Consider the following 20,736-nt stretch of genomic DNA (forward strand, 5'->3'; position numbering starts at 1 on the left):
CTGCGGACCAGCAGGGGAGATTGAGGAGCGCCGCGGGTGAGCTCGCGAACCCGCGACGCGCGTCTCGAAATCCCCGTGCCCGCCGCGACGCGAGGAACGAGCGTCGCTGCGGACCAGCAGGGGAGATTGAGGAGCGCCGCGGGTGAGCTCGCGAACCCGCGACGCGCGTCTCGAAATCCACGTGCCGGGCGCCTGCCCGAACTCAGCGAGCAGGGCGGACCAGGACCAGCTCGCCGTCCTCGTTGCTGCCCCGGACCGCGGTGAACCCGGCCTTGGCCGCCACCCGCAGGCTCGCGGTGTTGTCGGGGGCGATCGAGGCCCGGACCCGGACCCCGGCCGCGTCGGCCCGCCGGAGCAGGGCACCGAGCGCCTCGCTCGCCAGGCCGTAGCCGCGCGCGGGCGGCACCAGGCCGTAGCCCACCTCGACCTCGGGCACCTCGTCGTCGGCCGGCTCGGGCGGGCCGAAGAAGCCGATCGAGCCGATCACGAGCTGCTGCTTGAGGGAGACGATCGACCGTGGACCCCACGGGTCGCCGTCGCGCCAAAAGGTGGCGGCGCCCCGGTCGTCCTCGCGCGGGAACTCGGGGTGCCAGCCCGGCAGCCGCTCGCCCGACCTGATCGCGGTCACCGTCGCCTCGTCCCACAGCACCAGCCGGAGCCGGTCGGTCTGCACGCCGACGGGCTGCTGGTCAGCCATCGAGCGCCACCGCCCGGCCGTGCTCGTCGGCAGCGGCCATCTCCCGGGCACGGACCTGTTCGGCGGACTCAGCCATGGCGCCACTCTGCCAGCGCGCGGGGCGGCGTGCGTCGGTGCCCCACAGGCGGCTCACTCCCCCAGCATCCGCTGCCACCACACGACGTCGATCCAGCGGTCGAACTTGCGGCCGACCTCGCGCAGCACGCCCTGCCGCTCGAAGCCGCAGGCCCGGTGCAGGCCCTCGCTGGCGTCGTTGGGCAGGGCGATGCAAGCCAGGGCCGTGCGCACCCCCGACGCCTGCATCCGGGCCAGCAGGTCGTCGTACAGCAGGCGGCCCAGGCCGCGGCCGGTGGCGGCGTGGTCGACGTAGACCGTGACCTCGCGGGTGCGGTCGTAGGCACCGCGGTCACGGAACGGGCCGGAGTAGGCGAACCCGACGACCGCGCCCGCCACCTCGGCGACGAGGAAGTGGTCGCCGGGGTGGGTGGAGGCGAGCTTCCTCTCCCACACCGAACGCGGCGGCGGCTCGGTGTCGAAGGTGGCGTAGCCGGTGCGGACCTCGTGGGCGTAGATCGCGGCGACCGCGTCGAGGTCGGCGTCGGTCGCGGGCCGGACGCTCATGAGTCCTTCAGGGAGGCACCCTCGACGACGCCGAGGGGCTCGGCGGCGATGTCGGCACGACGCTGCAGGCCCTCGAAGCTGATCAGGTCGGCGGCGGCGTACGCGCGGGCGCGGGCGTCGGCGACGTCGTAGCCGACCGCGCGCACGGCGAGCACGCGGCCACCGGCGGTGACGAGGTCGTCGCCGTCGAGGGCGGTGCCGGCGTGGATGACGTCGACGTCGTTGACGCCGTTGGCGCGGCCGACCCCGGTGATGACGTCGCCCTTCGACGAGGACTCCGGGTAGCCGGCGGAGGCGAGCACCACGGTCACCGAGGCGCCGTCCCGGAACCGGGGGGCCTCGACGTCGGCCAGCCGGCCCTCGGCGGCCGCGTGCAGCAGCGCGCCCAGCGGCGACTCGAGCAGCGCCAGCACGGGCTGGACGTCGGGGTCGCCGAAGCGGCAGTTGAACTCGATCACCCGGGGCCCGGCGGCGGTGAGCGCCAGGCCGACGTACAGGCACCCGACGAACGGGGCGCCGCGGCGCGCCATCTCGTCGAGCGTGGGCTGGACGACGGTCTCCACGACGGTGGTCGCGAGGTCGGCCGGCGCCCAGGTCAGCGGCGAGTAGGAGCCCATCCCGCCCGTGTTGGGGCCGCGGCCACCGTCGAAGATCCGCTTGAAGTCCTGGGCCGGCTGCAGCGGCCGCGTGGTGACGCCGTCGCACACCGCGAACAGCGACACCTCGGGCCCGTCGAGGAACTCCTCGACGACGACCCGGCCGCAGCCGGCCGCGTGGGCCAGCGCCTCGGCGCGGTCGAGGGTCACCACGACACCCTTGCCGGCGGCGAGCGCGTCGTCCTTCACGACGTACGGCGGCCCGAACTCGTCGAGCGCCGCGGCGACCTCCTCGGGGGTGGTGCACGTGTGGGACCCGGCGGTCGGGACGCCCGCGGCGGCCATCACCTCCTTGGAGAAGGCCTTCGAGCCCTCCAGCTGCGCGGCCGCCCGGGACGGGCCGAAGACCGCGATCCCCGCCTCCCGCACGGCGTCCGCGACACCAGCCACGAGCGGGGCCTCGGGCCCGACGACCACGAGGTCGGCGCCGAGGTCGACCGCCAGGGCCGCGACCGCCGTACCGTCCATCGGGTCGACGTCGTGGAGGGTGGCGAACGCACCGATGCCCGGGTTGCCGGGAGCGGCGTGCACCTCGCTCACCCCGGGGTCGCGGGAGAGGGCGAGGGCCAGCGCGTGCTCACGGCCGCCGGTGCCGATGACGAGGGTCTTCACAGTGCTGTCTCCTGATCAGCGCAGGGGGTGGCGGACGACGGCCTGCTCGCGCTCCGGCCCGACGCCGACGACCGAGATCCGGGCGCCGGAGCGCTCCTCGACGAACTCGACGTAGGCCTGCGCGGCCTTCGGGAGGTCCTCGAAGCTGCGGCAGCCGGAGATGTCCTCGGTCCAGCCGGGGAGGTTCTCGTAGATCGGTACGGCGTGGTGGAAGTCGGTCTGGTTGACCGGCATCTCGTCGTAGCGCACGCCGTCGACGTCGTAGGCGACACAAACCGGGAGCTCGGCCAGGCCGGTGAGGGTGTCGAGCTTGGTGAGCACGAAGTCGGTGACGCCGTTGACCCGCGCGGCGTACCGGGTGATCACGGTGTCCATCCAGCCGCAGCGGCGCGGGCGGCCGGTCGTGGTGCCGTACTCCCAGCCGGCCTTGCGCAGGAACTCGCCGTTCTCGTCGTGCAGCTCCGTCGGGAACGGGCCCTCGCCGACACGGGTCGTGTAGGCCTTCGCGATCGCGATGACCTGGTCGATCCGGGTCGGCGGGATGCCGGTGCCGGTGCAGGCGCCCGCGGAGATCGCGCTGCTCGAGGTCACGAACGGGTAGGTGCCGTGGTCGACGTCGAGCAGGGTGGCCTGGCCGGCCTCCATCAGCACGACCTCGTCGCGGTCGAGCGCCTGGCTGAGCAGCAGCCCCGTGTCGCAGACGTACGGCGCAAGCCGCTCGGCGTGCGCCAGCAGCCCCTCGACGGTCTGCTCGACCGAGGGGGCGCGGCGGTTGTAGATCTTGGTGAGGATCTGGCTCTTGAGCTCGAGGGCACCCTCCACCTTCTGGGTGAGGATCTTCTCGTCGAAGAGGTCCTGGACCCGGATGCCGATCCGGTTCATCTTGTCGGCGTAGGTCGGTCCGATGCCGCGGCCCGTCGTACCGATCCGGCGCGAGCCGAGGAAGCGCTCGGTGACCTTGTCGATGGTCCGGTTGTAGTCGGCGATGACGTGCGCGTTGGCGCTGAGCTTGAGCTTGCTGGTGTCGACGCCGCGGCCCTCGAGGCCGTCGATCTCGTGGAACAGCACGTCGATGTCGACGACGACGCCGTTGCCGATGACGGGCGTGCAGCCGGGCGTGAGGATGCCGCTGGGCAGCAGGTGGAGGGCGTACTTCTCGTCGCCGACGACGACCGTGTGACCGGCGTTGTTGCCGCCGTTGAACTTCACGACGTAGTCGACCTGGCTGCCGAGGTGGTCGGTCGCCTTGCCCTTGCCCTCGTCGCCCCACTGGGCTCCGACGATCACGATTGCAGGCATCTTGGTTGCTCCTTCGCACGGACGGAGTCCCTCCGTCCGGAGGACGGCTGCTCAACGCACCACTTGTTCTCTTGCTGGTGTCGGACAAGCAAGGAGCCCCGGCAAGGACCGGGGCTCTTGCGGCGCCACGCTACCAAAACGCGACCGAGGACCGGCTTTCGGCGGCAGCGGTCTAGTCACCTGGCACCCCCGGCGCGGGTCGATCGGTCCGGATCCGGCCCGGGGCGGGTGAACCTGCCCACTTCGCAGGGCCCGCCTCCCGCGCGCCGCCTACCGTTGCCGGAACGACCCGCCCACCTCACCCTGCGATGCCCATGAATGCTGTCAGCTGGATGCAACCGCGCAACCACCGTGCCGCCGCCCGGTCGGTGTCGACGCTGTGCGCCGTGGGCGCGGGTGTCGCCGTGCTCACCGCTCCGCTGCAGCACGAGGTCCCGGGGAGCGGGATGGTCGCCGCCGGCGGCCTGATCGCGCTGGTGGTCGCGTTCGGCGTGCTGGCCCGCCGGTTCGACGAGCGGCACCGGCTCGGCTGGGCGCTCGGCCCGCTGGCGGGGGTCGTCGCCCTGACCGCCATCGACCTGCTCACCCAGGACAGCGGCGTCTCGGCCCAGGTCTTCTTCCTCTTCCCGGCTCTGTACGGCGCCTCCCAGCTGCGCCCGCCCGGCGCGGCCGTGATCACCGGGGCCTCGGTGGCGGGCGAGCTGGTCGTCGTCCTCTCCCAGCTCCCGGCGCGGGAGGCGCTGGTCGACGCGCTCTACGTGACGACCGCCCTCATCACCACCGCCGTCCTCCTCGCCGTGGCCAGCGAGCGCCATGCGCGCACCGTCGCGCAGCTCGAGCTGATGGCGACCGTCGACCCGCTCACCGGGCTCTTCACACGCCGCGTGCTGGACGAGGCGGCGACCGCCAAGCTGTCCGACGTGAGCAGCGGCGCCGGCACCGCGCTCGTCCTGATCGACATCGACCACTTCAAGACGGTCAACGACGAGCACGGACACCCGGCGGGCGACGAGGTGCTGATCCAGCTCGCGGCGCTGCTGCTGCGGCACAGCCGGCCGACCGACGTCGTGTGCCGACTCGGGGGCGACGAGGTCGCCGTCCTGCTGCCCGGCTGCGGCCTCGAGGCCGCCGTCGCCCGCGCCGAGGAGATCCTCGCCGCGGTGCGCTCGCAGCCCTTCGTCATCACCGGCGGCGCCGAGCTCACGATCTCGATCAGCCTGGGCTGCGCGCACATGCCGACCCACGGCGACGACCTCCGCTCGCTGTACGCCGCCGCCGACGCGGCCCTCTACGAGGCCAAGCAGGCCGGCCGCGGTCGGGTGGGGTCGACGGAGCGTCTCGCCGACGCCGGATGACCTATGCTCGACTAGAACGTGTTCTAGATCTAGGAGCGACCATGGGCGCCAGCCGCGAGACCATCCTCGAGACCATCCAGAAGTACGTCGACCTCGTCGCGACCGGCTCGTCGGCCGACGTCGTCGCCCTGTACGCCGACGGCGCCACCGTCGAGGACCCGGTCGGCTCGGACGTGCTCACCACCCGCGAGCAGATCGCCGCGTTCTACGGCGCCCTCGACGGCCTCGAGCAGGAGGGCCGCCTGCTGTTCGCGCGCGTGGCCGGCAACGAGGCGGCCTTCTCCTTCGAGCTGGTCACCAAGGCCGGCGACCAGACCTACACGCTCGCGCCCATCGACGTGATGACCTTCGACGACGACGGCAAGATCACCAGCATGCGGGCGTTCTGGGCCGGCGAGGATCTGATCGCCGGCCCCTGAGCTTGCGAAGGGGCCTCAGCGATCGAGGTTGAGGAGCGTCGGTCGCCGACGCCTGAGCTTGCGAAGGCGTCGACAGCGACCGAGGTTGAGGAGCGTCGGCTCAGGCCCGAGCGCAGCGAGGGACTGAGCGACGCGTCTCGAAACCCGGTCGATGTCGCAGCACGGTCCCGGCATCGCCGCACCGGGTTTCGAGGCTCGGCCGCGGGCGGCCTCGCACCTCAACCAGCGCAGGCGAGGCGGGCCGCGATCTCCGCGACGACCGCCCGGGCGAGGGTCTCCGGGGTGTCGTCGGCGGTCTCGGGCACGACGCCGTGCAGGTCCCCGTCGGCGAGCAGGTCGAGCGCGCCGACCTTCTGCCGGGTAGCCATCTCGGCGGCCCGGGAGGGCTCGCCGTGGACGATGACGCTCGCCCCCTCGGGCGGGAGCGGGGAGAGCCATCCGCGCGACGTCGCGAGGACGGTCCGGGCGGGGAGCAGCGCGAGTGCGCCGCCGCCGCAGCCCTGGCCGAGGATCACCGAGACCGTGGGCACGGTCATCGTGACGAGGCCCGCGATGCAGCGGGCGATCTCGCCGGCCATCGCGCCCTCCTCGGCGTCCTTCGAGAGCTCGGCACCGGGCGTGTCGATGACGGTGACGAGCGGCAGCCGGAGCTCCTCGGCGAGCTCCATGGCCCGCCGGGCCTCGCGCAGCGCGCCGGGCCCCATCGGGGTGGCCGGCGTCTGACGGGAGCGGTCCTGACCGACGAGGACGCAGGGCTGGCCGTCGAGGCGGGTGAGGGCGATCAGGACCGAGTCGTCACGCTCGCCCTCGTCGGTGCCCTTGAGCCGCAAGGTGCTCGCGGCGCCGTACCGGATCAGGTCGCGGACCCCGACCCGCCCCGGCGCCCGGGTGGCTTCGATGTCGTCCCAGACCGGGTGGTCGAGCGCGGTCCCCCGGACGACCGGCGTACGCCGCTCCAGCGCCGGCGCCGATGCCGGGTCGACGAGGACGCCGAGCGCGTGGTCGACGAGCGCCGGGATGCTCTCCACCGGGACGACGGCATCGATCACGCCGTGGGCGGCGAGGTTCTCGGCGACCTGCACGCCCGCGGGGAACGGCTCGCCCTTGAGCGCCTCGTAGACCTTGGGCCCGAGGAAGCCGACGAGCGCGCCGGGCTCGGCGACGGTGACGTGACCCAGCGAGCCCCAGGACGCGTAGACACCGCCGGTGGTGGGGTGGCGCAGGTGCACGAGGTAGGGCAGGCCGGCGCCGCGGTGCTCCATCAGCGCCCGCGAGATCTCGACCATCTGCACGAACGCCCGGGTTCCCTCCTGCATCCGGGTGCCACCCGACGACGTGCTCGCCAGCACGGGCAGGCCCTCGGCCGTCGCCCGGCGTACGGCGGCCGCGATCCGGGTCGCCGCGGCTACGCCGATCGAGCCGGCCAGGAACCGGAACTCGTTGACGACGAAGGCCACCGGCCGTCCGCGCACCGTGCCGCGCCCGGTGAGCACCGACTCGTCGGTGCCCGCCTTCTCCGCGGCCGCGCGCAGCTCGGCCTGGTAGGCCTCGCCGTGCCCGCTGATGTCGACGGGCGTGTCCCAGGACTCGTAGGAGCCGTCGTCGAGGACGAGGTCGATCATCTCGCGGGCGGTCCAGCGTCGGGGCGTGCTCATGAGCCGGATCCAACCACGCCCCCGCACGGCGTACGTCGGCAAGTTCTGCCAATGCCCAGGAGCCTAGGCTCGGGTGATGGCCACGAGACTGCTGCTGATCACCAACAGCGACGCCGGTACGGCGGACCGGGACGCCGTCGACGCCGCCGTTGCGGTGCTCCGGGAGGGTGCCGAGGTCGAGGTCCGCGGCACCTCCTCGCCCGAGGAGCTCGATGACGTGCTGGCCGCGGCCGGTGACCGCACGGTCGTGGTGGCCGGCGGCGACGGCAGCATCCACGCGGTGGTCCAGGCGCTCCACGCCCGCGACGACCTGGCCGGCCGGACCCTCGCGCTGGTCCCCCTCGGCACCGGCAACGACTTCGCCCGCACCCTCGACCTCCCCCTCGACCCGGCACAGGCGGCCCGTGTCGTGCTGACCGGGACGCCGCGCCCGACCGACCTGGTCGTCGACGAGGACGGGCAGGTCACCGTCAACAGCGTCCACCTCGGCGCCGGCGCCGAGGCGGGCAAGCGCGGCGCGTGGTGGAAGGAGCGGCTGGGCAGGGTCGGCTACCCGATCGGCGCGCTCCAGACCGCCCTCAACCCACCCAGCCTCCGGGTCCGGGTCGAGGTCGACGCGGAGGTGGTCGTCGACGTCGACCAGCCGGTGCTCATGGTCGCGGTCGGCAACGGCGCCTCGGTGGGCGGCGGCACCGAGCTGACGCCGGACGCCGAGCCTCACGACGGCGAGGTCGACGTGCTGATCGCGACGCCGCGCAGCGCGATCGCACGGCTGGGCTACCTCGTCCGGCTGCCGTTCGCGCGGCACGAGGAGCACGACGACGTGCGGATCCTCCGCGGCCGCACGGTCCGGGTCTCCGGCACCCCGTTCGAGTGCAACAGCGACGGGGAGATCGACGGGCCGGTGCGCTCACGGACGTGGCGGGTGCTGCCGGGGGCGTACGCGATGGTGGTCCCGCGCTCCTAGCGCAATAGGCTTGGGCGCCGTGGCACGTGGACAGCAGACGCAGCAGGAACCCGCCGACTGGGTGACCCGGACCGCCGACCTGGCGCTCCGGCACGCCGAGCAGGTCAACGGCGGCACCCTGCCCGACCTGGTCACCTGCGCCTCCGGCATCAGCCCGTCCGGGCCGATCCACCTCGGCAACCTGCGCGAGTTCCTCACCGTGCACTTCGTGGCCGAGGAGATCCGCCGCCGCGGCATCAACGTGCGCCACCTGCACAGCTGGGACGACTACGACCGGTTCCGCAAGGTGCCGGCCGGCGTCGACACCGCCTGGAACGAGCACATCGGACGCCCGCTGTCCGCCGTCCCCGACCCCACGGGCGAGTTCGCCAACTGGGGCGAGCGCTACAAGGCCCCGCTGCGTGCCGCGCTCGTCGAGATGGGCTGCGACATGGTCGAGGTCGACCAGACCGCGATGTACCGCTCGGGCGCCTACCGCGAGCAGATCCTCACCGCCATCGGCAAGCGCGGCGAGATCGAGACCGTGATGTCCCGGTTCCGCACCAAGAAGGTCGAGGGCGCCGAGTCGACCGCCGAGTCGACCGCCGAGGCCGACGACGCCGGCCACGGCGCCAGCGAGGACCTCGCCCGCTTCCCCTACAAGCCGTACTGCCGCGGTTGCGGCCGCGACACGGTCACCCTCACGTCGTACGACGACGAGACCACCGACCTGGCCTACACCTGCGACGTGTGCGGCGACTCCTACGTCACCAACGTCGCGACCCAGGACGAGGGCAAGCTGGTGTGGAAGGTCGACTGGCCGATGCGCTGGACCTTCGAAGGCGTCCACTTCGAGCCCGGCGGCGTCGACCACGCCTCCCCCGGCTCGTCGTACACCGTCGGCAAGGAGATCGTCGGCCCGATCTTCGGCGGCACCGCCCCGTCGTTCGTCGGCTACTCCTTCGTCGGCGTCGCCGGCATGCCGAAGATGTCGTCCTCCAAGGGCGGCGTGCCCACCGCGGCCGAGGCACTGCGGATCCTCGAGGCCCCGATCCTGCGCTGGCTCTACGCGCGCCGGCAGCCCAAGCAGGCGTTCAACGTCGACTTCGGCCAGGAGGTGCTGCGCCTGTACGACGAGTGGGACGCCCTCACGAAGAAGGCCGCCGTCCCGGAGAAGCGCGACGCCGCGGTCCTGGCCTGGGAGCGGGCCTCGGCCACCTCGACCGCCGGCACGCTGCCGACCCCGGCGGTCGTCGTACCGTTCCGGATGCTGTCGTCGGTCGCCGACGTGACCGCCGGCTCGCGGGAGATCACCGCGCGCACCGTCGGCGCCAGCGAGGCCGACCTCGAGCCGCGGCTCGCGAAGGCCGCCACCTGGATCACCGAGTACGTCGATCCCGAGGAGCGCACGACCGTCCGCGAGACCGCCGACGCGGAGCGCCTGGCCGCCCTCGACGAGGACGAGGCGCGCTGGCTGGAGCTGCTGCTCGACGGCCTGCCGGCCTCCTTCGACTCCGTGGACGCGCTGACCACGCTGATCTACGGCGTGCCCAAGCTGGCCCGCGGCCTGACCGTCGAGGACGCCCCCACCGACGAGGTGAAGGCCGACCAGAAGGCGTTCTTCAAGCTGCTCTACGACCTGCTGGTCGACGCCGAGCGCGGCCCGCGGCTGCCCACCCTGTTCGCCGCGCTCGGTCCCGACCGGGTGCGGGCACTGCTGGCTCGCTGAGGTCCCTCCGGGCTGCGGCCCGGGCAGGGATCAGGCCAGCAGCTCGTCGTACGCCGTCGGGCTGGAGTCGCGCAGGAAGGTCGAGCAGCGCTCCCACTCCTCGGTCTCGCCGATCGCGCGGGCCGTGAGGGCGAGCAGCGCGAGCGCGCGCAGGAAGCCCCGGTTGGGCTCGTGCTCCCACGGCACCGGGCCGTGCCCCTTCCAGCCGTTGCGGCGCAGCAGGTCGAGCGAGCGGTGGTAGCCGACCCGGGAGTAGGCGTAGACCGTCACGTCGTCCGCACCGCCGTCGCGGGCCTCCTCGGCGAGGGCCGCCCAGGCGAGCGGGGAGGCCGGGAGCCGGCGGACGACGGCCGCGGGCGCGTGGCCCTCGGCGAGGAGCGCCTCGGCGGGGTCGACGGGCAGGTGCGTGGGCGGGGGGCCGGCCATCAGGTCGGTGCCGGGCGTGATGCTCATGGCCCCATTGTTGCCGGATCGGGAAGCGGTGTCGGCGCCCGGGTGTTGACTGGTGTTCGTGACGCAGAGTGCACCCACGTCCCCCGCGACGAACCCGCCCGCGACTGCCGAGGTCAACCCCTGGCCGGCCCTGTGGGCCCTGGTCATCGGGTTCTTCATGATCCTGGTCGACCTGACCATCGTGACGGTCGCGACGCCGACGATCATCGAGGACCTCGACGCGTCCGTGAACGACGTCGTGTGGGTGACCAGCGCCTACATGCTCGCCTACGCCGTCCCCGTCCTCATCATGGGACGCCTCGGCGACCGGTTCGGCTCGAAGTACCTCTACCTCGCCGGGCTCACCGTCTTCACCCTCGCCTCGCTGTGGTGCGGCCTGACCACCACGGTCGACGGCCTGATCCTGGCCCGGGTGGTGCAGGGCTTCGGCGCCTCGATGATGACGCCGCAGACGATGGCGATCATCACCCGGATCTTCCCCCCGGCACACCGCGGCAGCGCGATGGCGGTCTGGGGCGCGACGGCCGGTGTGGCGATGGTGGTCGGCCCGATCCTCGGCGGCGTGCTCACCGACGGCCTCGGCTGGGAGTGGATCTTCTTCGTCAACATCCCCGTCGGCCTGGTCGCCTTCGTGATGGCGTGGCGCCTGGTCCCGGCGCTCCCGACCCACGCCCACAAGTTCGACTGGCTGGGCGTCGCGCTGTCCGGTGCGGCCATGTTCCTGCTCTGCTTCGGCATCCAGGAGGGCCACCAGATGGACTGGGCGGGCTGGATCATCGCGATGATCGCCGCCGGTGTCGCGCTGTTCGTCGTGTTCATCGTGTGGCAGCGCTACAACCGGGCTGAGCCGCTGGTGCCGCTCAGCCTGTTCCGCGACCGCAACTTCTCGGTCTCCAACGTCGCCATCACCTGCATGGGCTCGATCGGCGCCTCCTTCGGCTTCCCGCTGATGCTCTACGCCCAGGCGGTCCGCGGGAACTCCCCGACCGAGGCGGCACTGCTCATGGTGCCGATGGCCGTGATGTCGATCTTCCTGGCCCAGCCCGTCGGCCGGCTGACCGACCGGCTGCACCCGCGCCAGGTCGTCGGTTTCGGGTTCGCCGCCAGCCTGGTCGGCTTCCTCCTGCTCATCTGGCGCCTCGAGCCGGGGATCGCGGTGTGGGAGATCGCCGTGCCCATGGGCGTCATCGGCATCGGCAACGCCTTCATCTGGGCGCCGACCGCCGCCACGGCCAACCGCAACCTGCCGCTGCACCTCGCCGGTGCGGGCGCGGGCGTCTACAACGCCACCCGCCAGGTCGGCTCGGTCCTCGGCGCGGCCGCGATCGCCGTCCTCATGGACAGCCGCCTGGCCCACTACCTGCCCGGCGCGGCCGCCCACGGCGAGGCCGGGGCGGCCCAGATCCCCGACCCCTACGTTGCCGAGCTGTTCAGCAAGGCGATGCAGCAGTCGTTGTGGCTGCCCGCGGCGATGTACCTCGTCGGCCTGATCGCCGTGATGTTCTACGAGGTTCCGCGGCACGAGGGGTTCGGCGCGCCCCAGCCGGCTGCGGCGGAGTGACAGTTTCACCGGCCGGCCGGTGAAACTGGCGCTGGGACGAGGAAACTTCCTCGTCCCAGCGCCAGTTTTCTCGTCCAGGCTCGCGTTATGACAGCACGAAGCCGAACAGCGGGCTGTCCGGCGGCACCTTCTCGACGCGCAGCCGCGACTCCTCCATCCGGGCCAGCAGGCCGGGGAGGTCGTCACGCGACTGCATCTCGATGCCGACCAGCGCGGGGCCGGTCTCGCGGTTGTTGCGCTTGGTGTACTCGAACAGCGTGATGTCGTCGTCGGGCCCGAGCACGTCGTCGAGGAAGCGGCGCAGCGCTCCCGGCTCCTGCGGGAACTCCACGAGGAAGTAGTGCTTGAGGCCCTCGTGGACGAGAGCCCGCTCGACGATGTCGGCGTACCGCGAGACGTCGTTGTTGCCACCGGAGAGGACCGCGACGACCCGGCTGCCGGGGGCGAGCCCCGCTAGGCCGGTGGCCGCGACGGGCAGGCGCAGCGCGGCGGGCGCCAGGGCACCGGCGGGCTCGGCGATGATGCCGTCGACCTGGTACAGGTCGAGCATCTCCACGCAGATCAGGCCCTCCGGGACGGCCGCCAGCGCGAGGTCGATGGTGGCCCGGGCGTCGGCGACGACGCGGTAGGTGAGGTCCCCGACCCGGCGTACGGCGGCGCCGTCGACGAACGGGTCGACGGAGTCGAGCTCCACCGGGCCGCCAGCGGCCAGGGCGGCGGCGAGGGAGGGGGCGCCGGCGGGCTCGGCCGCGAGCACCCGGACGCCGGGAAGCCGCTCACCGAGCACGGTGAGCGAGCCGGCGAGCAGGCCGGCGCCGCCGACCGGGAGGACGAGGGCGTCGGGCTGCCAGCCGAGCTCGGCGGACTGCGTCAGGATCTCGGCGGCGACGGTGCCCTGTCCGGCGATGATCCCGGGGTGGTCGAAGGCCGGGACGACGGTCGCGCCCGACGCTGCGGCGAATTCGGCGGCGGCGACGGCCGCGTCGTCGTACTGGTCGCCGGCGATGACGACCTCGACCTGGTCACCGCCGAGGGCGGCGACCCGGTCGCGCTTCTGCCGAGGGGTGGTGCGGGGCAGGAAGATCGTGGCGTGCACGCCCGCCCGGGCGCAGGCGAAGGCGACACCCTGGGCGTGGTTGCCGGCGCTCGCGCAGGTCACGCCCCGGGACCGCTCCTCCTCGGTGAGGCCGGCGAGCACCGTGTAGGCGCCGCGGGCCTTGTAGGAACGGACCGGGGTGAGGTCCTCGCGCTTGAGCCAGACGTCGAACCCGGTGAGCGCGGAGAGCCGGTCGGCACGCTGCAGCGGGGTCGGCGCGATGACCGACCCGAGCAGGGCGGCTGCCCGGTCGACGTCCGCCGCGGTGGGGAGTGCCGTGCCGACCAACGGATCAGCCGACGGTCTTGCCGGCCGAGCGCAGGTTCTCGGTGGCCTCGACGATGCGGGCAGCCATGCCGGCCTCGGCGGCCTTGCCCCAGGCACGCGGGTCGTAGGCCTTCTTGTCGCCGACCTCGCCGTCGATCTTCAGCACGCCGTCGTAGTTGCGGAACATGTGGTCCGCGGCCGGGCGAGTGAAGGCGTACTGCGTGTCGGTGTCGATGTTCATCTTCACCACGCCGTAGTCGACCGCCGCCGCGATCTCCTCGGCCGTCGAGCCCGAGCCGCCGTGGAAGACGAGGTCGAACGGCTTGGCGCCGTCGGCCAGGCCGAGCTCGGCCACGATCGCGGCCTGCGCGTCGCGCAGGATCTCCGGACGGAGCTTGACGTTGCCGGGCTTGTAGACGCCGTGCACGTTGCCGAAGGTCAGGGCCGTCAGGTAGCGGCCCTTCTCGCCGATGCCGAGCGCCCGCACGGTCGCCAGCGCGTCCTCGGGGGTGGTGTAGAGCTTCTCGTCGATCGCGCCGACGACGCCGTCCTCCTCGCCGCCGACGACGCCGACCTCGATCTCGAGGATCACCTTGGCCGCGGCGGCCTTCGCGAGCAGCTCCTCGGCGATCTGCAGGTTCTCGTCGAGCGGTACGGCGGACCCGTCCCACATGTGCGAGCCGAAGAGCGGCGCCTCGCCCCGGGCGACCCGCTCGGCCGAGATGGCGAGCAGCGGCCGGACGAAGCCGTCGAGCTTGTCCTTGGGGCAGTGGTCGGTGTGCAGCGCGATGTTGACCGGGTAGTTCTTGGCGACCTCGGCGGCGTACGCGGCGAAGGCGACCGAGCCGGTGACCATCTCCTTCACCGACGGGCCGGAGAGGTACTCCGCGCCGCCGGTCGAGACCTGCAGGATGCCGTCGGAACCGGCGTCGGCGAAGCCCTTGAGCGCCGCGTTGAGCGTCTGCGAGGACGTGACGTTGATGGCCGGGAAGGCGAACGAGCCGGCCTTCGCGGCGTCGAGCATCTCGGCGTACTTCTCAGGGGTGGCGATGGGCATGCGATTGGCTCCTGCGCAGGGTGCGGTGACGTCCGCCTCAACCTACCGTGACAACCGATCGCCGTCGGCGTGCGTATCCCTGCTTGAGTGAACCCCCACCCCTGGAGGACCAGATGCAGGACATCACGGACCGGCTCGACGCCGAGCTGCGCACGCCGCCGCCGCCGACCTTCGACGTCAGGGCGACGGTGGGGGCCGGTCGGTGTGCCGTACGACGGCAGCGGCTCGTCCGGGGCGGCGCGGCGCTCGCCCTGGCGCTGGTGCTCGGCGGTGCGGGCGTGGCCGTGACCTCCCAGGTCGGCGACAGCCGTGGCCCGGCCCGCGAGCAGGTCCAGGTCGCCGCGGGCGTCTCCTCCGCGGGACTGGCTCCGACCGACAACCTCGTCGACGGCTTCCCCGCCGGCTACGACCCGCAGCACGACGACGTGGTCCTGGTGCGCGACGGCTGGGAGGTCGTCGAGCGGATCGACCAGCCGGTCACCGGCCTGTACGCCAGCGGCCAGCAGGTGGCGATCAGGGACTCGGTGGCACTCGACCTGCGCAAGGGCGGCGAGGTCCGGTGGGTGATCCTGTACCGGATGCCGGCCGTGGACGAGGGCAACGGCAGCCACAGTCAGCCGGGCGGCGGCATCGCCGGCCCCGACGACGGCACCGACTCCCCCGACCTGGCCAGCTGGCTCGCGGACCAGAAGGACCTCAGCTTCTCGAGCAAGGCGGCCGGCTGATGAGGCGCGCGGAGCGCGAGGCGGCGTACGTCGAGTTCGCCACCGCCCGCCGCGACCAGCTGCGCCGGATCGCCTACGGCATGTGCGGCGACTGGCACCGCGCCGACGACCTGGTGCAGACCGCGCTGGTCCGGCTGTACGTCGCCTGGCCGCGGGTCTCCCGCAACGGCACCGAGGACGCGTACGTCCGCAAGATCCTGCTCAACGCGGTGATCGACGAGTCGCGGCGCGCCGTACGCCGGGAGGTCCCGACCGAGACCCTGCCCGACCTGCCGGCCTCCCCCGGCCTGGACCCGGCGGAGCGCGACTCGCTGGTCGCCGCGCTGCAGACCCTGCCCGCCCAGCAGCGGGCGGCGGTGCTGCTGCGGCACTGGCTGGGGCTGCCGGTCGCCGAGGTCGCCGCCGAGCTCGGCATCTCCGAGGGGACCGTCAAGAGCCACACGTCGCGCGGGCTGCACGCGCTGCGGGGGAGGCTGGAGGAGGCGGAGCCCGCCTGATCCGGTCAGCCGCGCCAGGCCTCGTCGCTGCCGAGGTCGGCGTGCTGGCGCACCCACGAGTGCATCGCGATCGCGGCCGCGGCAGAGGCGTTGATCGACCGGGTCGAGCCGAACTGGGCGATCGAGAAGGTGCCGTCGCAGGCCTCGCGGGCGCCTTCCGAGAGCCCCGGCCCCTCCTGCCCGAACAGGAAGCAGACCCGCTCGGGGATCTGCATCGTCTCCAGGTGGGCGGAGCCGGGGAGGTTGTCGATGCCGAGCAGCGGCACCCCGGACTCGGCGAGGTAGGCGTGCAGCTCCGCAACGCTGGGGTGGTGGCGGACGTGCTGGTAGCGGTCGGTGACCATGGCGCCGCGGCGGTTCCAGCGCCGGTTGCCGACGATGTGCACCTCGGCGGCGAGGAAGGCGTTGGCCGAGCGGACGATGGTGCCGATGTTGAAGTCGTGCTGCCAGTTCTCGATGGCGACGTGGAAGCCGTGGCGACGCTGGTCGAGGTCGGCGACGATCGCCTCGACCGACCAGTACCGGTACCGGTCGACCACGTTGCGGCGATCGCCGTCGCGCAGCAGCGTCTCGTCGTACACCTCACTGCCGGGGCCCTGCGGCCAGGCTCCCGGCCAGGGCCCCACGCCGACCTCCGGCTGCCCGTGCGGCATCGGGTCGTACGGCGCCCGCTCGTCCTCGACCACGGGCTGGTCCGCAGGCTGGTCCGCGGGCTGGTCCACCGGCTCGTCCACGGATGGCACCCTAACCACCACCCCGTTGGGCACCGGCCGGTAGCGTGGCGTCGTGAACTCGCTGGTCGCGACCCCCTTCGTCGTGCCGATGCTGCTCGGGATCAAGTGGCTCGATCCTGAATGGCTGCAGCACGAATACGGCACCACCTTCATCTGGATCGCGATGGCCATCGTCTTCGTCGAGTGCGGCCTCTTCTTCCCGTTCCTGCCCGGCGACACGCTGCTGTTCGCCCTCGGCCTGTTCATCGCGGGCAGCAACAAGACCGGCTACTCCGTCGTCGGGATCTCGAACGAGCCCGTCGAGCTCGCCATCGCCTGCGTCCTGCTGGTGATCGCCGCGTTCGGCGGCAACGTCGCCGGCTACGAGATCGGGCGCAAGCTCGGCCCGCCGCTGTACCACCGCGAGGGCCGGATCCTGAAGAAGAAGTACTTCGACAACACGAGCGTGTTCTTCGACAAGCACGGCAACAAGGCGTTGGTCATCGGCCGGTTCGTACCCTTCGTGCGCACTTACATCACCGTGGTCGCGGGCGTGACGCTGATGGAGCGGCGCCGGTTCTTCCTGTGGAGCGCGGTCGGTGCCGTGCTGTGGGTCGTGTCGATCACCCTGCTCGGCTACTTCCTCGGCGCCGCCATCCCGGCGCTCGGCGAGAACATCGACTACGTGACCCTCGCCATCCTCGCCTTCTCGGCGGTCCCGCTCGCGTGGGAGTGGTGGCGGCACAAGCGCCCCGGCGCCAAGGCCCGCACCAATGACGCCGTCGAGGTCGACTCGCCCGTCGAGTGACCGGTCGCCCGGTGGTCGCCGGGCGTTGGTGGTGACTGTCGGTGCTCGCCGCGATGATTTTCGAAGCGGGCGCCGGTCCAACCGGCATCCACCCCAACCGACCCAGCCACCCCCAGGAGTCACCATGGCGATCAACCTCAACCCCTACATCAACTGGCGCGGCCAGGCCCGCGAGGCAATGGCGTTCTACCAGTCCGTCCTCGGCGGCGAGCTCACGATGATGACCTTCGCCGACATGGGCGGCACGGCGATGGGTGTCGCCGAGTCCGAGGTCGACTGGGTGATGCACTCGTCCCTGTCGGTCTCCGACGCCGTGCTCCTCATGGGCGCCGACCACCCCTCCCACGTGCCCGGCGAGCCGCAGACCCAGCAGGTCAGCATCAGCGGCCCGGCCGAGGACGAGGCCACCCTCCGCGCCTGGTGGGAGGGACTCTCCGAGGGCGCGACCGTCCACCAGCCGCTCGAGAAGGCGCCGTGGGGCGACACCTTCGGGATGCTCTCCGACAAGTACGGCGTCGACTGGCTGGTCAACATCGCCGGCGCGCCGAGCGAGGGCTGAGCCCGGCTGCAGGGATCCCCGGATGTCCGGGGATCCCTGCGCTGGTCAGGGGTTGCAACACCTGACCAGCGCATGAATTGCCTGACCGGTGTGACGGCTGGTGCTGCTGGGACGCCTCGCCAGCCGTCGCGACGTCAGGCCTGGGCGGCCGCCCGGGCCGCGTCCAGCTCGGCCTTGGTCAGCACGGCGCGGACCTCGAGCGCCACGTCGGCGAGCGGGTTCTCGCCGGCCGGGCTCCGGTCGATCGCGCAGACCACGGTCTCCACGACCGCGCCCCCCGCACGCAGCGCGTTGGTCGCGTCGCGGACCGCACCACCGGTGGTGATGACGTCCTCGATGAGGACCACCTTGCTGCCCTCGTAGGACGGCCCCTCGGCGAGCTTGGCGGTGCCGTACTCCTTGGCCTTCTTGCGGACGAACACGACCGGCAGGCCGACGAGCTGGCTGACCGCGGTGGCGATCGGGATGCCGCCCATCTCCAGGCCGCCGAGCAGCTCGGCGTCGGCCGGCAGCAGCTGGGCGACCTCGCGGGCGACGCGGGCGAGGAGGAGCGGGTCCGCCTCGAAGAGGTACTTGTCGAAGTACTCGTTGCTCACCTGGCCGGACCGGAGCACGAACTCACCGGTGAGGCGGCAGGTGGCGTCGATGTCGGCGGCGAGGGCGGTGTCGGTGGTCGTCACGGTTCGACATTATCTATCGTGCAGGGCGTGCCTCCTGCAGCTCGCCGCGTCGCCGGGATGGGCGCGACCATCTTCGCCGAGATGTCCGCGCTCGCCGCCCGGACCGGCGCCGTCAACCTCGGCCAGGGATTCCCCGACACCGACGGCCCCCCGGTGATCCTCGACGCCGCGGTCGCGGCGCTGCGAGGCGGCGCCAACCAGTACGCGCCCGGGCCCGGTGTCCCCGCGCTGCGGCAGGCGATCGCGCGCCACCAGCGGCGCCGCTACGGCATCGACCTCGACCCGGACCGCGAGGTCGTGGTGACCACCGGCTGCACCGAGGCGATCGCCGGCGCACTCCTCGGCCTGGTCGACCCCGGCGACGAGGTCGTCGTGCTCGAGCCCTACTACGACTCCTACCCGGCGATGATCGACTTCGCCGGGGGCGTACGACGGCCGGTGACGTTGCGCGCACCCGACTTCCGCCTCGACCCGACCGAGCTCGCGGCGGCGGTGAGCGACCGGACGAAGCTGATCCTGCTGAACACCCCGCACAACCCCACCGGGCGGGTGCTCGACGCCGACGAGCTCGTGGCCGTGGCCCGGGTCGCGATCGAGCACGACCTGCTCGTGGTGACCGACGAGGTCTACGAGCACCTCACCTTCGACGCTCGCGCGCACGTTCCGCTCGCGACGCTGCCCGGCATGGCCGAGCGGACCCTGACCCTGTCCAGTGCCGGGAAGTCGTGGTCGGTGACCGGCTGGAAGGTCGGCTGGGCGACCGGGCCGGCACCGCTGGTCGCCGCCGTCACCGCCGCCAAGCAGTGGCTGACCTTCACCTCCGGCGCGCCACTCCAGCCGGCGGTGGCCGCCGCCCTCGACGCCGGCGACGCCTTCCCCACGGCCCTCGCCCACGACCTGCAGGCCCAGCGCGACCAGCTCGTCACGGGCCTGCGTGCGGCCGGCCTGACGACGTACCTGCCCGAGGGGACCTACTTCGCCACCACGGACGTGAGCGATCTCAGTTGGGCCAGCGGCGGCGACTTCTGCCGCGCGCTGCCCGAGCGGGCCGGCGTGGTGGCTGTCCCGTCGGAGGTCTTCTACGACGACCCCGACGCCCCCGGCTGCGGCCGGCACCTGGTTCGCTGGGCCTTCTGCAAGCGGCCGGAGGTCATCGCCGAGGCGGTGCGCCGGCTCGGCGGCGCCGACCTGAGCGCCTGAGCCGCGGATCGGGCGCGGCCGGGGTCAGCGCCCGACGTACCACCGGGCCACCTCGGGCCGCATCAACAGGCTGGCGATGCCGGCGAAGGCGGCGACCAGGATGACCAGCGGCCAGGCACCGAGCGCGAGGAACAGCGAGAGGGCAGCGCCGCTCGCCGACCCGATCGCGAGCACGATCCGCGCCCAGTTCTGTCCGACGAACGCCAGCGCGGCCAGCACGATGGCGCCCAGCGCGCACGCGGCGGCGCCCGCCACGAGCACGTAGGTGCCGGCGACGAGGTCGTCCTCGGTGAGGTCCGAGGTGTTCAACCAGGACGGCTGGTCCTTCATCACCTCGGCGAACAGCTCCGCACTGTTGGCCGACACGTAGGCCGCCATCGCCGCGACCAGCAGCACCATGGCGACCGCCACGGCGCACGTGATCGCACACGCCGCCACCAGCGCGGGCGGCCGGGGGCCGACCACGGGGCGCTGCCGGTCGAACGGAAGCGGGGCGTGGGGTACGCCGGGCGCCGGCACGGGCCGCGCCATCGGCGACGCCGACTGCGGCGGCACGGGGCCGGACTGCGGTGCCGGGGGCCGGAGGGCGGCGAGCCGGGCGGCGCGGCGCTCCTCGTAGCGCTGGATCCACGGGCGGCCGGCGTACCAGTCACGGGTCGGCTGGAGCCACAGCAGCGCGATCCCGGCGAGGACCATCGGCGCGAGGAAGCCCGCGGTGGCGAGGCCGCCGACGAACAGCAGCGGCGACAGGGCGGTCAGCGCGATCCGGGCGCTCGCGGAGCGGCGGAAGACCTGGATGCCGAGGATCGCCGAGGCGGTCGCGGCGCCCGCACCAATCATGCAGAGCACCCGGATCGTCGCGGAGAGGGCGTCGACGTCCATGCCGAGATCGGCGGTCATCGGCTCGGTGAGGATCCGCTGCAGCTCCTCCTGCACCTCGAGGGTGTGCAGGCTGGAGATCCGCTGCCAGGCGGCGAGGACGACGAACACCGACCCGCCGACGATCAGCGCGCCCGCCAGCGTCGCCTGTCCCGGCCGGGGCTGCTCCTCGCTCATGGCCCCATTCCACCAGACCGCCCCACACGTCACACCGGATGGGCGAGTCATGCGCTTGTCAGGGGTTGCAACCCC

At 72.7% G+C, this 20,736-nt stretch carries 22 protein-coding genes; 10 read left to right on the forward strand and 12 right to left on the reverse strand.

Translation table 11 applies throughout. The features are described from left to right. Window positions 1–202 precede the first annotated feature (202 nt). Genes KU893_RS04200 through KU893_RS04220 form a run of 5 tightly spaced genes read right to left on the reverse strand, consistent with a single transcriptional unit; the run spans window position 203 to window position 3,885 of the window. A complete protein-coding gene (locus KU893_RS04200; protein ID WP_218233053.1) occupies window positions 203–697 on the reverse strand; it encodes a GNAT family N-acetyltransferase in 495 nt (164 codons plus the stop codon). Then, window positions 690–830, reverse strand: a complete 141-nt coding sequence (locus KU893_RS04205; RefSeq protein ID WP_218233054.1) for a hypothetical protein — start codon at window positions 828–830, stop codon at window positions 690–692. Before KU893_RS04205 ends, KU893_RS04200 begins: the two co-directional genes overlap by 8 nt. Continuing rightward, the gene (locus tag KU893_RS04210; RefSeq protein WP_218233055.1) at window positions 827–1,318 is read right to left on the reverse strand and encodes a GNAT family N-acetyltransferase; all 492 of its coding nucleotides are present in this window, start codon (window positions 1,316–1,318) and stop codon (window positions 827–829) included. Before KU893_RS04210 ends, KU893_RS04205 begins: the two co-directional genes overlap by 4 nt. Then, complete coding sequence (gene purD, locus KU893_RS04215; protein WP_218233056.1) at window positions 1,315–2,586, reverse strand: phosphoribosylamine--glycine ligase; 1,272 nt, start codon at window positions 2,584–2,586, stop codon at window positions 1,315–1,317. The genes KU893_RS04210 and purD overlap by 4 nt, the downstream gene beginning before the upstream one ends. Before the next feature lie 15 nt (window positions 2,587–2,601). Then, window positions 2,602–3,885, reverse strand: a complete 1,284-nt coding sequence (locus tag KU893_RS04220; RefSeq protein ID WP_218233057.1) for an adenylosuccinate synthase — start codon at window positions 3,883–3,885, stop codon at window positions 2,602–2,604. A gap of 314 nt (window positions 3,886–4,199) precedes the next feature. Between KU893_RS04220 and KU893_RS04225 the strand changes: the two genes are divergently transcribed. Both KU893_RS04225 and KU893_RS04230 read left to right on the forward strand, forming a co-directional pair. After that, window positions 4,200–5,240, forward strand: a complete 1,041-nt coding sequence (locus KU893_RS04225; RefSeq protein ID WP_218233058.1) for a GGDEF domain-containing protein — start codon at window positions 4,200–4,202, stop codon at window positions 5,238–5,240. 41 nt (window positions 5,241–5,281) lie between these two features. Continuing rightward, window positions 5,282–5,659 (forward strand): nuclear transport factor 2 family protein, encoded by a 378-nt coding sequence (locus KU893_RS04230; RefSeq protein ID WP_218233059.1) that lies wholly within the window; start codon window positions 5,282–5,284, stop codon window positions 5,657–5,659. 218 nt (window positions 5,660–5,877) lie between these two features. Here the strand turns inward: KU893_RS04230 and KU893_RS04235 are convergent, their stop codons facing one another. Further along, a complete protein-coding gene (locus tag KU893_RS04235) occupies window positions 5,878–7,314 on the reverse strand; it encodes a carboxyl transferase domain-containing protein (RefSeq protein WP_218233060.1) in 1,437 nt (478 codons plus the stop codon). A 76-nt stretch (window positions 7,315–7,390) separates the two neighbouring features. Here KU893_RS04235 and KU893_RS04240 point away from each other — a divergent pair, with 76 nt between their 5' ends. Continuing rightward, window positions 7,391–8,281 (forward strand): diacylglycerol/lipid kinase family protein, encoded by an 891-nt coding sequence (locus KU893_RS04240; RefSeq protein ID WP_246591756.1) that lies wholly within the window; start codon window positions 7,391–7,393, stop codon window positions 8,279–8,281. Between the two features lie 19 nt (window positions 8,282–8,300). Then, the gene (gene lysS, locus KU893_RS04245) at window positions 8,301–9,989 is read left to right on the forward strand and encodes a lysine--tRNA ligase (protein WP_218233061.1); all 1,689 of its coding nucleotides are present in this window, start codon (window positions 8,301–8,303) and stop codon (window positions 9,987–9,989) included. Between the two features lie 30 nt (window positions 9,990–10,019). Here lysS and KU893_RS04250 read toward each other — a convergent pair whose 3' ends face one another. Further along, window positions 10,020–10,442 carry a DUF3151 domain-containing protein gene (locus KU893_RS04250; protein WP_218233062.1) on the reverse strand — a complete coding sequence of 141 codons (423 nt, stop codon included), beginning with the start codon at window positions 10,440–10,442 and terminating at the stop codon, window positions 10,020–10,022. Between the two features lie 58 nt (window positions 10,443–10,500). Here KU893_RS04250 and KU893_RS04255 point away from each other — a divergent pair, with 58 nt between their 5' ends. After that, window positions 10,501–12,003 (forward strand): DHA2 family efflux MFS transporter permease subunit, encoded by a 1,503-nt coding sequence (locus KU893_RS04255; protein ID WP_257440855.1) that lies wholly within the window; start codon window positions 10,501–10,503, stop codon window positions 12,001–12,003. An 85-nt stretch (window positions 12,004–12,088) separates the two neighbouring features. Here the strand turns inward: KU893_RS04255 and ilvA are convergent, their stop codons facing one another. Both ilvA and fbaA read right to left on the reverse strand, forming a co-directional pair. Then, complete coding sequence (gene ilvA / locus KU893_RS04260) at window positions 12,089–13,387, reverse strand: threonine ammonia-lyase IlvA (RefSeq protein WP_218233064.1); 1,299 nt, start codon at window positions 13,385–13,387, stop codon at window positions 12,089–12,091. A 4-nt stretch (window positions 13,388–13,391) separates the two neighbouring features. Next, window positions 13,392–14,423: a class II fructose-bisphosphate aldolase gene (fbaA, locus tag KU893_RS04265; RefSeq protein WP_218233065.1), complete on the reverse strand. Its 1,032-nt coding sequence runs from the start codon at window positions 14,421–14,423 to the stop codon at window positions 13,392–13,394. A 113-nt stretch (window positions 14,424–14,536) separates the two neighbouring features. On the opposite strand from fbaA, the gene KU893_RS04270 reads away from it, so the two are divergent. Together KU893_RS04270 and KU893_RS04275 are read left to right on the forward strand one after the other, a co-directional pair. Continuing rightward, complete coding sequence (locus KU893_RS04270) at window positions 14,537–15,148, forward strand: hypothetical protein (RefSeq protein WP_218233066.1); 612 nt, start codon at window positions 14,537–14,539, stop codon at window positions 15,146–15,148. After that, the gene (locus KU893_RS04275; protein ID WP_218233067.1) at window positions 15,148–15,645 is read left to right on the forward strand and encodes a SigE family RNA polymerase sigma factor; all 498 of its coding nucleotides are present in this window, start codon (window positions 15,148–15,150) and stop codon (window positions 15,643–15,645) included. The genes KU893_RS04270 and KU893_RS04275 overlap by 1 nt, the downstream gene beginning before the upstream one ends. Window positions 15,646–15,650: 5 nt before the next feature. On the opposite strand, the gene KU893_RS04280 is transcribed toward KU893_RS04275, so the two are convergent. Next, window positions 15,651–16,298 (reverse strand): TrmH family RNA methyltransferase, encoded by a 648-nt coding sequence (locus KU893_RS04280; protein ID WP_218233149.1) that lies wholly within the window; start codon window positions 16,296–16,298, stop codon window positions 15,651–15,653. A gap of 133 nt (window positions 16,299–16,431) precedes the next feature. On the opposite strand from KU893_RS04280, the gene KU893_RS04285 reads away from it, so the two are divergent. Both KU893_RS04285 and KU893_RS04290 read left to right on the forward strand, forming a co-directional pair. After that, complete coding sequence (locus KU893_RS04285; RefSeq protein ID WP_257440857.1) at window positions 16,432–17,166, forward strand: DedA family protein; 735 nt, start codon at window positions 16,432–16,434, stop codon at window positions 17,164–17,166. A gap of 124 nt (window positions 17,167–17,290) precedes the next feature. Next, on the forward strand, window positions 17,291–17,725 hold the full coding sequence (locus KU893_RS04290; protein WP_218233068.1) for a VOC family protein: 435 nt from the start codon (window positions 17,291–17,293) through the stop codon (window positions 17,723–17,725). Between the two features lie 134 nt (window positions 17,726–17,859). On the opposite strand, the gene pyrE is transcribed toward KU893_RS04290, so the two are convergent. After that, on the reverse strand, window positions 17,860–18,405 hold the full coding sequence (gene pyrE / locus KU893_RS04295) for an orotate phosphoribosyltransferase (protein ID WP_218233069.1): 546 nt from the start codon (window positions 18,403–18,405) through the stop codon (window positions 17,860–17,862). A 27-nt stretch (window positions 18,406–18,432) separates the two neighbouring features. On the opposite strand from pyrE, the gene KU893_RS04300 reads away from it, so the two are divergent. Then, window positions 18,433–19,605, forward strand: a complete 1,173-nt coding sequence (locus tag KU893_RS04300) for a pyridoxal phosphate-dependent aminotransferase (protein ID WP_218233070.1) — start codon at window positions 18,433–18,435, stop codon at window positions 19,603–19,605. Between the two features lie 24 nt (window positions 19,606–19,629). Here the strand turns inward: KU893_RS04300 and KU893_RS04305 are convergent, their stop codons facing one another. Beyond that, window positions 19,630–20,661 (reverse strand): hypothetical protein, encoded by a 1,032-nt coding sequence (locus tag KU893_RS04305; RefSeq protein WP_218233071.1) that lies wholly within the window; start codon window positions 20,659–20,661, stop codon window positions 19,630–19,632. Between the last annotated feature and the right edge of the window lie 75 nt (window positions 20,662–20,736).

Source organism: Nocardioides daeguensis (assembly GCF_019192965.1).
In the GTDB taxonomy this organism is placed as follows: Bacteria; Actinomycetota; Actinomycetes; order Propionibacteriales; family Nocardioidaceae; genus Nocardioides; species Nocardioides daeguensis.